Raw genomic sequence first — 12,209 nt, forward strand, 5'->3', positions numbered from 1 at the left:
GTTGAAGGCAAACTCCAACAGTGTCCAGACGCTACGATTAAGCAACCGGGTGCTGGTCTGGCGCGGCAGCAGGTCGACCCAGCTTTGCATCATCCCCGCCGCCACCGCCGAGAGGATCCCGGACAGCTCAAGCCGCTCGGCGAGTACGTAAGCGGCGAACGGCAGCAGCAACATGAACACCACGTGGGTCGCCGGGTCGTCCCAGCCTCGGGTGATCATCCAGCTGCGCAGACGCCCCACCACCCAGCTCAGTGCAACGCCTACGGCCAGACCGCCGCAGGCCACCAGCACAAAATTCAAGCTCGCATCGGTCAGGGAAAAAACGCCGGTGATGGCGGCCGCGAGGGCGAATTTGAAGGTCACCAGGCCGGTCGCGTCGTTCATCAAGGCTTCGCCCTGGAGCATGCGCATGATCGGCGCGGGTAGCCGGTCCTGGGCAATGGCCGAAACCGCGACGGCGTCCGTCGGCGACAACACGGCCGCCAAGGCAAAGGCAACCGGCAAGGGAATGGACGGCAGCATCCAGTGGATGAAGTACCCGGCGCCGATCACGGTGAAAATCACCAGGCCCACCGCCAGGGTCAAAATCGCACCGCGGTAGCGCCAGAAGTCGCGTTTGGGCATCCGCCAGCCATCGGAGAACAGCAACGGCGGCAGAAACAGAAACAGGAACAGCTCAGGGTCCAGCGCCACATGCAGACCCAGCGTCGGCCAGGCCAGTAAGGCGCCAGCGGCGATCTGCACCAGCGGCAACGGCAATGGAATCAGCCGGCCCAGCAATCGCGAGACACCTACCAGCGTCAATAAGATAAGGACGGTATAGGCTGTTTGCATCGCGTGCTCCCCAAGCGTGTGACTCATGACTGACATCGGCAACAGACCGGATGCGTCCGGCAAAGTGCCCATCTTAGTGCCTGTAACGGTCATGGGTTCCTGATACATCATGAGTGGCCAACCGCCGTCGCCGCCAGACATGGCGCGTAAACCCGAGTCAAATAGACAAAGCGTCAGCTAGCCACGCATCTGTCGAGAAAAAAACTTCGCTCGGATCGCTGAGGGCAGGTTGGACGTTTCGGCCGGGGGCGTCTGAAGCGCTTGCGATGGACGGTAGGAGGGTTCAGTATCCTGCAAAACCCGCGACTGTGATAATGGATGATTACGAAAATGAAGATGGAGCTATGGCGGTGATGCATGCCGGGAATTAATCCTGAAGTCCTTGTCTGGGCGAGAGAGACAGCCGGACTGACTAGAGAAAGGGCTGCCAAGGCTTTAGCTATTGGCGGGACCAAGGTTCCTGGATCTGAAATGCTCCGGAGCTATGAGACTGGCGAAAAAGAGGCTTCCAGAACCCTTCTCGCAAAGATGGCGAGCGTTTATCGCCGCCCGCTTCTCGTTTTTTATCTTCCCTCCCCGCCAGCTCAGGCCGAGAGAGGCGAAGATTTCCGGACACTTCCAGAAGAACTCCGCATTGAAAGCAAAGGCCCGCTTGATGCGCTGGTTCGTGACATTTATGTACGCCAGGATCTTGTTAGAAACGTGCTACAGGACGTTGAAGAAGCCTTCCCGCGAGATTATGTCGGCAGTATTAATGTCGATTTTCAGCCCGCGTCCGTGTCTAACTACATTGGCCAGTTGATCGGTTTCGAGCTTACCGAGTTTCGGCGATATGGAAAATCTGAGGAAGCGTTTTCTTATCTTCGAAAGCTTATCGAGGGAGTGGGAACATTCGTTTTGCTCATCGGCAATCTAGGCAGTCATCACACAGATATCCCTGTCGAGGCATTTAGAGGGTTTGCGCTGTCCGACAAAATTGCCCCATTCATCGTTATAAACGATCAAGATGCTCCTCCCGCGAGATCCTTCACACTTCTTCATGAGTTTGCCCACATACTGCTCGGCGTTACCGGGTTGAGCGGCAGCCGTGCAGAGCAGAAAATCGAACGATATTGCAATGATATAGCGAGCTTATTACTGCTCCCGGACGGCGAATTACAAAAACAAAATTGGCACTTGGAAAACATTGAGACCCTCACACAGCAAATCTCCGGATTTGCGAGAACTATCAATGTCAGCGGGACTTTGGTTGCATACAGGCTTTTCACCTCTGGAGCAATTCAGCAGCAAACGTGGAACGCCCTTGCTCAGAAGTTCAGGGAGTTATGGGCTGCCCATAAAATTGCTACAAAAGAAGGTAGAGACGGATCTGGCGGACCCAGCTATTACGTCGTCAAACGGCACAAGCTAGGCGGGGCCATCGTAAATCTGGTTCAGCGCACCATGAAAGAGGGTGCATTAACGGCCACGAAGGCCGGAAGAGTATTGGGCGTGAAGCCCGCCAATGTCTATAACCTGGTTGGCACACTATAATGGCGCTAGATAGGAAGCTTTACCTGCTGGACGCAAATACGCTTATTACTTCTAATGGCGTCTATTATCCACAAACCATGGTGCCAGAATTGTGGGCATGGCTTTTATACCAGTGCCAAAATAACCGTATAAAGATGCCCGTTGAAATTTACGAAGAAATTTTGGCTGGTAAAGAAGACATTTTAACTAGATGGCTAAAAAAGCCAGAAGTTAAAGATAGTCTCATACTCCAAGAAGGCGCCGACCCGTCCGCCGTCGCCCACGTCACTTTTAACGGGTACGCGGTTGATCTAAATGAGAACGAACTCGCTTATATCGGGCGAGATCCTTTTCTGATTTCCTACGCACTATCCAGCCCAACGGAGCGATGCGTGGTTTCTCTCGAGACATCTAAGCCTTCGGCCCAGAGGCAAAATCGAAAGGTCCCAGACGTCTGCAAGGCACTAGGCGCGCAATGTTGTGATGTCTTCAGCATGATGAAGGCGCTGAATTTCAAAACCGGCTGGGACAAATAGACTTTCACCCGATCTCGGCTCGGCCCAGAGCCGAGCTTTTCTTATCTGCACCCTTGACGCTGCATTGATCGCAGATCCCTTCGCGAACGGCTTCCAGTCACATCTGGTAGCGCCGAGAATCCGCCACCCTGCTCTAGGAAGATCACGCCGTTGAACGTGACTTACAGAAGTGTCCATAGCTACGGTAAGCAGTCGTGTGCTGCTCCGGCGGGGTAGCAGCGGATCGGCCCAGCTTTGCAACATCCCTACCGTCAATGCCGAAATAATCCCGGACGCAACTGTCACGCAGTTCTGATCCATTAGTCATGGCCTAACTTTTTGGGCGCAGGTCACGGGTCACAATCCTTGGTCAAATGGACAAAGCGTCGGCCTGCCGCGCTTAGCCGGCGTGTACGTGGCATAATCCTCCACCGTTTTTTTCAACCGTCCCAAAGGGAGCAGCCTCATGGCTAAGGAAACCCACAGATTGCACCTGTACGGGATCAAGGCATGCGACACGATGAAGAAGGCCCGCACCTGGCTTGACGAAAAACCGGTGAGCTACGATTTCCACGACTACAAGACCCAAGGCATCGATCGCGACCACTTGACCCGTTGGTGTAACGAGCACGGCTGGCAGACGGTACTCAACCGCGCCGGCACGACCTTTCGCAAACTGGATGAGGCGCAGAAAGCCGACCTCGACCAGGAAAAGGCCATCGAACTGATGCTCGCTCAACCCTCAATGATCAAGCGCCCGGTGCTGGATCTTGGCGACAAAACCCTGATTGGCTTCAAACCCGAACTGTACGCTGCGGCTATCGCCTGATTGAGATAGCCCTAATAACTGAGGTATCTGCATGTCCACTTCTCTGTTCAGCCTGGCCTTTGGCGTTGGCACACAAAACCGTCAAGGCGCATGGCTGGAGGTTTTCTACGCCCTGCCGCTGCTTAACCCGTCGGCTGAAGTCGTCGCCGCCGTCGCGCCGATCCTGGGCTACACCGGTGGCAATCAGGCCATCGCATTCAACACCGACCTGTCCTCGCGTCTGGCCAATGCCCTCAAAGGCATCGACGACGCCCAGGCCGCGCTACTGACCCGCCTGGCCGAGAGCCACAAGCCGCTGGTTGCTACGCTGCTGGCTGAAGACGCCGCACTGACATCCACCCCCGAGGCATACCTCAAGCTGCATTTGCTCTCCCATCGCCTGGTCAAGCCTCACGGCTTGAGCCTGGCCGGTGTGTTCCCGCTGCTGCCGAACGTCGCATGGACCAGCCAAGGCGCCGTCGACCTGGCCGAGTTGCCTGAGCGTCAACTGGAAGCCCGTCTTAAAGGCCATTTGCTGGAAGTCTTCTCGGTCGATAAATTCCCGAAAATGACCGACTACGTGGTGCCGGCAGGTGTACGCATCGCCGACACCGCACGCGTGCGTCTGGGTGCCTACATCGGCGAAGGCACCACCGTAATGCACGAAGGTTTCGTCAACTTTAATGGCGGCACCGAAGGCCCGGGCATGATCGAAGGTCGTGTCTCGGCTGGCGTATTCGTCGGCAAGGGCTCGGACCTTGGCGGCGGCTGTTCGACCATGGGAACCCTGTCGGGCGGCGGCAACATGGTGATCAAGGTTGGCGAAGGCTGCCTGATCGGCGCGAACGCCGGCATCGGCATTCCGCTGGGCGACCGCAACACCGTTGAAGCCGGTCTGTACGTCACCGCCGGCACCAAAGTGGCGCTGCTGGATGACAAGAACGAGCTGGTCAAGGTCGTCAAGGCCCGTGAGCTGGCCGGTCAACCGGACCTGCTGTTCCGTCGCAACTCGCAGACCGGCGCGGTGGAATGCAAATCCCACAAGTCGGCCATCGAGCTGAACGAAGCGCTGCACGCTCACAACTGATCGATGCAGCGTGCAGGTTCGGTGCCCTCGGGCACCGGACCTGCCTCAACGAGCGTGATCGATATGCCCCTCATTTCCCCCTGGCGCGCTGACTTTCCGGCCATCGACGCCCTGCAACGGCAAGGCCAGACCTACCTGGACAGCGCCGCTACCGCGCAAAAGCCCCATGCCCTCATCGACGCCCTGGTGCATTACTACGCCAACGGCGCGGCGAATGTGCACCGCGCGCAGCACCTGCCGGGCGCCATGGCGACCCAGGCGTTCGAGGACACGCGGCGCAAAGCCGGCGACTGGCTGAATGCCGGAGCGTCCGGGCAGATCGTGTTTACCCACGGCGCCACGTCCGCGTTCAACCTGCTCGCTTATGGGCTGGAGGCTTTGTTTCAGGCCGGCGATGAGATTGTCATCAGCGCCCTGGAGCATCACGCCAATCTGTTGCCCTGGCAGCAACTGGCCCTTCGTCGCGACCTCAAACTGGTGGTGCTGCCCGTTACCGACGCGGGAGTGATTGATATGGAGGCTGCTGCCGGGCTGATCACCGCCCGCACGCGTTTGCTGGCGGTCAGCCAGTTGTCCAACGTGCTCGGCACCTGGCAGCCGGTTCGGCAACTCGTCGCGCTTGCGCAGGCGCACGGCGCCCTGACGGTCATCGATGGCGCCCAAGGCGTTGTCCATGGCCGACATGACGTGCAGGACATCGGCTGCGACTTCTATGTGTTTTCCAGCCACAAGCTGTACGGCCCGGATGGCGTGGGCGTGTTGTTCGGGCGACATGAGGCGCTGACGCAGCTGCGGCACTGGCAGTTCGGCGGCGAGATGGTGCTGCAGACCGGCTACCAGACGGCCACGTTTCGGCCTGCGCCGCTGGGTTTCGAAGCGGGCACGCCACCCATCAGCGCGGTCATCGGCCTCGGCGCGACACTGGATTATCTCAACGGCCTCAACCCGTCCGCCGTCGCGGAATACGAAGCGCGCCTGCATGAGCAACTGCGCGCCGGTCTGACCTTGCGCGACGGCGTGCAAGTGCTCGGCGATCCGCATGTCGCACTGGTGAGCTTTGTCGTCGAGGGCGTGCACAACGCCGACCTCGCGCACCTGCTGACCGAGCAAGGCGTTGCCGTCCGCGCCGGGCATCATTGCGCGATCCCGTTGGTGAATGGCCTGGGATTGTCCGGAGCGATTCGCGTGTCGCTGGGGCTGTATAACGATTCCGAGGACCTGGAGCGTTTCTTCACCGCACTGGATCAGGCCCTGGAGCTGCTGCGATGAACCTGCCGACCGATGCGCGCACTGCGCTGGAAGCCTTCAGCGCCTCGTTGAGCTGGGAGCAGCGGGCGCGATTGCTGATGCAATGGGGCGAACGCTTGCCCGCGCTGCTCGACGACGAAAAAACCGACGAACATTTAGTGGACGGCTGCGAAAGCAAGGTCTGGCTGGTAGGCGATGTGCTCGACGGGCACTGGCAGTTCCGCGCCGCCAGCGACGCGCGTTTGATCCGGGGTCTGGTGGCGTTGCTGCTGGCCCGGGTCAACGGCCTGTCGGCGCAGGACTTGGAACAGGTGGATCTGGTTGAGTGGTTCACCCGGTTGGGGTTAACTCGTCAGCTCTCACCCTCGCGCAGCAACGGACTGAATGCGGTGTTACAGAAGATGCGGCAGCTTACCCGGTAGGCGCGGGCTTGCTGGCGAAGTACATTTGCTCAACCGGCAATTGCATAGTTGACCTACCGCGTTCGCCAGCAAGCCGGCTCCTACACGGTCTGGGCTGGACGGCGCTCTGACGGCCGTCGTACGCCCGCGACGATTTTGTCCACGGCCTTGGTCGCGGCGACCATCCCGAACGTGGCCGTCACCATCATCACAGCGCCAAAACCACCCGCGCAGTCCAGCTTCACGCCATCACCGACGAAGCTTTTCTGCAGGCAAATGCTGCCGTCCGGTTTGGGGTAACGCAGTTGCTCGGTGGAGAACACACACGGCACGCTGTAGTGGCGAGTGACGGTGCGGGAAAAGCCGTAGTCGCGGCGCAAGGTCGAACGCACTTTGGACGCTAGCGGATCGTTGAAGGTCCGGTTCAGGTCGCAGACCTGAATCAGGGTCGGGTCGATCTGCCCGCCCGCGCCGCCGGTGGTGATGATCTGGATCTTGCGGCGTTTGCACCAGGCGATCAACGCGGCCTTGGCATTGACGCTGTCGATGCAATCGAGCACGCAGTCCAGGTCAGGGGCGATGTACTGCGCCATGGTCTCGCGGGTGACGAAGTCGGCAACGGCATGGACGACGCAGTCGGGATTGATCTCGCGCAGACGGTCTGCCATGACCTCGACCTTGGCACGGCCAACGGTGCTGCTCAGGGCGTGCAATTGACGATTGCTGTTACTGACGCAGACGTCGTCCAGGTCGAACAGGGAAATCTCGCCCACGCCACAACGCGCCATGGCTTCCGCCGCCCAGGAACCCACGCCGCCGATGCCGACCACCGCCACATGGGCAGCGCGCAGGCGTTCCAGGCCCTCGATGCCGTACAGGCGGGCAACGCCAGCGAAACGCGGATCTTCTGTGCTCATGACCAATACCCCAAAAAACCGGCGCGCATTATAGGCCCTGGCAGCGATTCGCAAAGCGCCGAGTCGCAGTGTTTGGTCTGAAAGTCATCCGCTTCCCCAGAAGTGCAGGGTTAAGGGCGATGTCCTGCATGGCTGGCCGAACAGAACTTCAGCACGTGTCGGTTGCCAAAGTTTCGGCCCGCTGTACCCTGTCCCTCCTCCCCGTTCCCCTCTTGGAACCTGAAGCACCTATGTCATCGCGTAAATTCGGACTCAACCTTGTTGTTGTCGTGGCCATTGCCGCGCTCTTCACCGGCTTCTGGGCGCTGATCAACCGCCCCGTCACCGCCCCCAACTGGCCTGAACAGATCTCCGGCTTCTCCTACTCGCCCTTCCGGCTGGGACAGAATCCACAAAAAGACCTCTATCCGTCCGACGAAGAAATGCGTCAGGACCTGGAGTTGATGAGCAAGCAGACGGACAACATCCGCATCTATTCAGTGGACGGCACGCTCAAGGACATCCCCAAACTTGCCGAAGAGTTCGGTTTACGGGTGACGCTGGGCATCTGGATCAGCCCGGACCTGGCGCGCAACGAGCGCGAAATCACCACGGCGATCGAGCTGGCCAACACGACGCGAAGCGTGGTCCGCGTGGTGGTCGGTAACGAAGCGCTGTACCGCGAAGAGATCAAACCCAAGGACCTGATGGCCGCGCTCGACCGCGTTCGCGCTGCCGTCAAAGTGCCGGTGACGACGTCCGAGCAGTGGCATATCTGGGAGAAATACCCGGAGCTGGCCAAGCACGTTGACCTGATCGCCGCGCACATCCTCCCGTACTGGGAATACATCCCTATGGATAAAGCCGGTCAGTACGTGCTCGACCGCGCCCGCGAACTCAAACGCATGTTCCCGAAAAAACCGCTGCTGCTCTCCGAAGTCGGCTGGCCGAGTAACGGCCACATGCGAGGCGGCGCCGACGCGACCCAGGCAGATCAGGCGGTTTACTTGCGCACCCTGGTCAACAAGCTCAACCGCCAGGGTTTCAACTACTTCGTGATCGAGGCCTTCGACCAGCCGTGGAAAGCCAGCGACGAAGGCTCGGTCGGCGCGTACTGGGGCGTGTACAACGCCGCTCGCCAGCAGAAATTCAACTTCGAAGGCCCGGTCGTCGCGATTCCGCAATGGCGCGTGCTGGCAATCGGCTCGGCAGTGTTGGCGATGCTCGCCCTCGCCCTGTTGCTCATCGATGGCTCGGCACTGCGCCAGCGCGGCCGGACATTCCTGACCTTCATCGCCTTCCTGTGCGGCTCGGTCCTGGTCTGGATCGGCTACGACTACAGCCAGCAATACAGCACCTGGTTCAGCCTGCTGGTTGGATTCTTGCTCGCGCTGGGCGCATTCGGCGTCTTCATCGTGCTGCTGACCGAGGCGCACGAGCTGGCCGAAGCGGTGTGGACGCACAAGCGTCGTCGTGAGTTCCTGCCCGTTGAAGGGGATTCGGCCTACCGACCGAAAGTGTCGATTCACGTGCCCTGCTACAACGAGCCGCCGGAAATGGTCAAACAGACCCTTAACGCACTGGCGGCACTGGATTACCCGGATTTCGAAGTGTTGCTGATCGACAACAACACCAAGGATCCGGCCGTTTGGGAGCCGGTCAAGGCCCATTGCGAAATGCTCGGCCCGCGCTTCAAGTTTTTCCATGTCGCCCCGCTGGCCGGTTTCAAGGGCGGCGCCCTGAACTACCTGATCCCGCACACCGCGCCGGACGCGGAAGTGATTGCCGTCATCGACTCGGACTACTGCGTCGACCGCAACTGGCTCAAGCACATGGTCCCGCACTTCGCCGACCCGAAAATAGCCGTGGTGCAGTCGCCGCAGGACTACCGCGACCAGCATGAAAGTGCGTTCAAGAAGCTCTGCTACTCGGAGTACAAAGGCTTCTTCTACATCGGCATGGTCACCCGCAACGACCGCGACGCGATCATCCAGCACGGCACCATGACCATGACCCGCCGCTCGGTTCTTGAAGAGCTTGGCTGGGCGGACTGGTGCATCTGTGAGGACGCCGAGCTGGGGCTGCGCGTCTTTGAAAAAGGGTATTCGGCGGCGTATGCGCACCACAGCTTCGGCAAGGGCTTGATGCCCGACACCTTCATAGACTTCAAAAAGCAGCGATTCCGCTGGGCCTATGGCGCGATTCAGATCATCAAGCGTCACGCCGCCAGCCTGCTGCGCGGCAAGGGCACCGAACTGACCCGCGGCCAGCGCTATCACTTCCTCGCGGGCTGGCTGCCGTGGGTGGCCGACGGCATGAACATCTTTTTCACGCTCGGCGCCCTCCTGTGGTCGTCGGCGATGATCATCGTGCCCAACCGCGTCGACCCGCCGCTGCTGATTTTCGCGATCCCGCCGCTGGCGCTGTTTTTCTTCAAAGTCGGCAAGATCATCTTCCTCTACCGCCGCGCCGTGGGCGTGAACCTCACGGATGCGTTTTATGCCGCGCTCGCGGGGCTGGCGTTGTCTCACACCATCGCCAAAGCCGTGCTGTACGGGTTCTTCACCACCAGCATTCCGTTCTTCCGCACTCCAAAAAACGCCGACAGCCATGGCCTGCTGGTGGCGATTTCCGAGGCACGCGAAGAACTGTTCATCATGCTGCTGCTGTGGGGCGCGGCCCTTGGAATTTGTCTCGTGCAGGGGCTGCCAAGCAACGACATGCGCTTCTGGGTGACGATGCTGCTGGTGCAGTCGCTGCCGTATCTGGCGGCGCTGATCATGGCGTTTTTGTCGTCGCTGCCTAAACCGAAATCGGCAGAGGCGCCCGCGATCGCCTGAAACTACGGGGTGCTGTACTAAACGGCGGCCTTCGGGCCGCCGTTTTGCTTTAAGCTATTCGCCGGTTTATGCCTTGCCTCCAACTCAATATGTGCGGACCCTTCATGACAGCCCCAGCCGACCTATCGCCCACGCTGCAACTCGCCTGCGACCTGATCCGTCGCCCATCCGTCACGCCGCTGGACGCCGACTGCCAGGCCGTGATGATGAAACGCCTGAGCGATGCCGGTTTCACCCTGGAGCCGATGCGCATTCAGGACGTGGATAACTTCTGGGCTACCCACGGCAGCCAGGACGGTCCTGTGCTGTGCTTCGCCGGTCACACCGATGTGGTGCCGACCGGCCCGGTTCAGGCCTGGCAGAATGACCCGTTCAGCGCGCTGATCGACGAAGACGGCATGCTCTGCGGCCGTGGCGCGGCGGACATGAAAGGCAGTCTGGCGTCGATGATCGTCGCCACCGAACGCTTCGTCGCCGACCACCCGAACCACAAGGGCAAGGTTGCCTACCTGATCACCAGCGATGAAGAAGGCCCGGCGCACCACGGCACCAAAGCGGTGGTCGAGCGTCTGGCGGCGCGCAAGGAGCGGCTCGACTGGTGCATCGTCGGCGAGCCATCAAGCACGACGCTGGTGGGCGATGTAGTCAAAAACGGCCGTCGCGGCTCACTGGGCGCCACCCTGACCGTGAAGGGCATTCAGGGCCACGTCGCGTACCCGCATCTGGCGAAGAACCCGATTCATCTGGCGGCGCCTGCATTGGCGGCGCTGGCGGCGGAGCACTGGGACAACGGCAATGACTTCTTCCCGCCGACCAGTTTCCAGATTTCCAACCTGAACTCAGGCACCGGCGCAACCAACGTCATTCCAGGGGATCTGGTGGCGGTGTTCAACTTCCGCTTCTCGACCGAGTCCACTGTCGAAGGTCTCAAGCAGCGCGTTGCCAATATTCTCGACAAGCACGACCTGGACTGGCACGTGGAATGGGCGCTTTCAGGCCTGCCGTTCCTCACCGAACCGGGCGCGCTGCTGGACGCGGTGTCGGCCAGCATCAAACACGTCACCGGTCGCGATACCCGTGCGTCGACCAGCGGCGGCACGTCGGACGGTCGGTTTATCGCCACGCTCGGCACACAAGTGGTCGAGCTCGGGCCGGTCAATGCCACGATTCATCAGGTCGACGAGCGCATCCTGGCCAGCGACCTCGACGTGCTGACCGAGATCTACTACCAGACCCTGGTCAAGTTGCTCGCCTGATGCTGACCTGCCCGATCTGCTCCGCCCCCCTCGATTCAGCGAATAACGGCGTCGTGTGCCCGGCCGGGCACCGCTTCGACCGCGCTCGTCAGGGCTACCTGAACCTGCTGCCCGTGCAGCATAAGAACAGTCGCGACCCCGGTGACAACCAGGCCATGGTCGAGGCGCGACGCGACTTTCTCAATGCCGGGCATTACGCACCGGTGGCCAGGCGACTGGCCGAACTGGCTGCCGAGCGCGCCCCCGCGCACTGGGTCGACATCGGTTGTGGCGAGGGTTATTACACCGCGCAAATCGCCCAGGGCCTGCCCGACGCGGACGGTTACGCGCTGGACATCTCCCGCGAAGCGGTGAAGCGCGCCTGCAAGCGTGATCCGAAGATCACCTGGTTGATCGCCAGCATGGCGCGCGTGCCACTGCCGGACGCGAGCATGCAGTTCATCGCCAGCGTTTTCAGCCCGCTGGACTGGGCCGAAGCCAAGCGTCTGCTGTCGCCGGGCGGCGGCCTGATGCGTGTAGGACCAACCAACGATCACCTGATGGAATTGCGTCAGCGCCTGTACGACGAAGTCCGTGATTACAGCGATGACAAACACCTTGCGCTGGTGCCCGATGGCATGAGCCTGCAGCACAGCGAAACCCTGCGCTTTACCCTGACGCTGGCGGACGGTCAGGCCCGCGCCAATCTGCTGGCCATGACGCCTCACGGTTGGCGCGCCAGTGCTGAACGCCGCGCGAACGTGATCGATCAGGCTGAGCCGTTCCAGGTCACGGTGTCGATGCGCTACGATTATTTCGTTCTGGATTGACGG

The 12,209-nt window shown here is 60.5% G+C and carries 11 protein-coding genes; 9 read left to right on the forward strand and 2 right to left on the reverse strand.

Features of this window, described 5'->3' with window-relative positions:
• Positions 1–834 (reverse strand): sodium:proton antiporter (locus tag VF672_RS09500; RefSeq protein ID WP_331104012.1); only part of this gene is annotated, 834 nt, incomplete at its 3' end.
• A 357-nt stretch (positions 835–1,191) separates the two neighbouring features.
• Between VF672_RS09500 and VF672_RS09505 the strand changes: the two genes are divergently transcribed.
• The 6 genes from VF672_RS09505 (at position 1,192) to VF672_RS09530 (ending at position 6,426) form a co-directional block, all read left to right on the forward strand.
• Positions 1,192–2,367 (forward strand): XRE family transcriptional regulator, encoded by a 1,176-nt coding sequence (locus VF672_RS09505; RefSeq protein WP_331104014.1) that lies wholly within the window; start codon positions 1,192–1,194, stop codon positions 2,365–2,367.
• The gene (locus tag VF672_RS09510) at positions 2,367–2,882 is read left to right on the forward strand and encodes a DUF4411 family protein (RefSeq protein WP_331104015.1); all 516 of its coding nucleotides are present in this window, start codon (positions 2,367–2,369) and stop codon (positions 2,880–2,882) included. Before VF672_RS09505 ends, VF672_RS09510 begins: the two co-directional genes overlap by 1 nt.
• 445 nt (positions 2,883–3,327) lie before the next feature.
• Entirely contained in the window at positions 3,328–3,690 is a 363-nt protein-coding gene (locus VF672_RS09515; RefSeq protein ID WP_331104017.1) for an ArsC family reductase, read from the forward strand.
• Between the two features lie 31 nt (positions 3,691–3,721).
• A complete protein-coding gene (gene dapD / locus VF672_RS09520) occupies positions 3,722–4,756 on the forward strand; it encodes a 2,3,4,5-tetrahydropyridine-2,6-dicarboxylate N-succinyltransferase (RefSeq protein WP_331104019.1) in 1,035 nt (344 codons plus the stop codon).
• Between the two features lie 63 nt (positions 4,757–4,819).
• Positions 4,820–6,025: a cysteine desulfurase gene (locus VF672_RS09525; RefSeq protein ID WP_331104021.1), complete on the forward strand. Its 1,206-nt coding sequence runs from the start codon at positions 4,820–4,822 to the stop codon at positions 6,023–6,025.
• On the forward strand, positions 6,022–6,426 hold the full coding sequence (locus VF672_RS09530; RefSeq protein ID WP_331104023.1) for a SufE family protein: 405 nt from the start codon (positions 6,022–6,024) through the stop codon (positions 6,424–6,426). Before VF672_RS09525 ends, VF672_RS09530 begins: the two co-directional genes overlap by 4 nt.
• A gap of 80 nt (positions 6,427–6,506) precedes the next feature.
• On the opposite strand, the gene tcdA is transcribed toward VF672_RS09530, so the two are convergent.
• Positions 6,507–7,322, reverse strand: coding sequence for a tRNA cyclic N6-threonylcarbamoyladenosine(37) synthase TcdA (gene tcdA / locus VF672_RS09535; protein ID WP_331104025.1), 816 nt, complete (start codon positions 7,320–7,322; stop codon positions 6,507–6,509).
• A 230-nt stretch (positions 7,323–7,552) separates the two neighbouring features.
• On the opposite strand from tcdA, the gene VF672_RS09540 reads away from it, so the two are divergent.
• From VF672_RS09540 to VF672_RS09550, 3 genes are all read left to right on the forward strand, one after another.
• Positions 7,553–10,141 (forward strand): glycosyltransferase family 2 protein, encoded by a 2,589-nt coding sequence (locus VF672_RS09540; protein ID WP_331104027.1) that lies wholly within the window; start codon positions 7,553–7,555, stop codon positions 10,139–10,141.
• 104 nt (positions 10,142–10,245) lie between these two features.
• Positions 10,246–11,397: a succinyl-diaminopimelate desuccinylase gene (gene dapE / locus VF672_RS09545; RefSeq protein ID WP_331104029.1), complete on the forward strand. Its 1,152-nt coding sequence runs from the start codon at positions 10,246–10,248 to the stop codon at positions 11,395–11,397.
• Positions 11,397–12,206: a putative RNA methyltransferase gene (locus tag VF672_RS09550; protein ID WP_331104031.1), complete on the forward strand. Its 810-nt coding sequence runs from the start codon at positions 11,397–11,399 to the stop codon at positions 12,204–12,206. The genes dapE and VF672_RS09550 overlap by 1 nt, the downstream gene beginning before the upstream one ends.
• Positions 12,207–12,209 lie beyond the last annotated feature (3 nt).

This window comes from Pseudomonas sp. (genome assembly GCF_036387035.1).
Lineage (GTDB): Bacteria > Pseudomonadota > Gammaproteobacteria > Pseudomonadales > Pseudomonadaceae > Aquipseudomonas.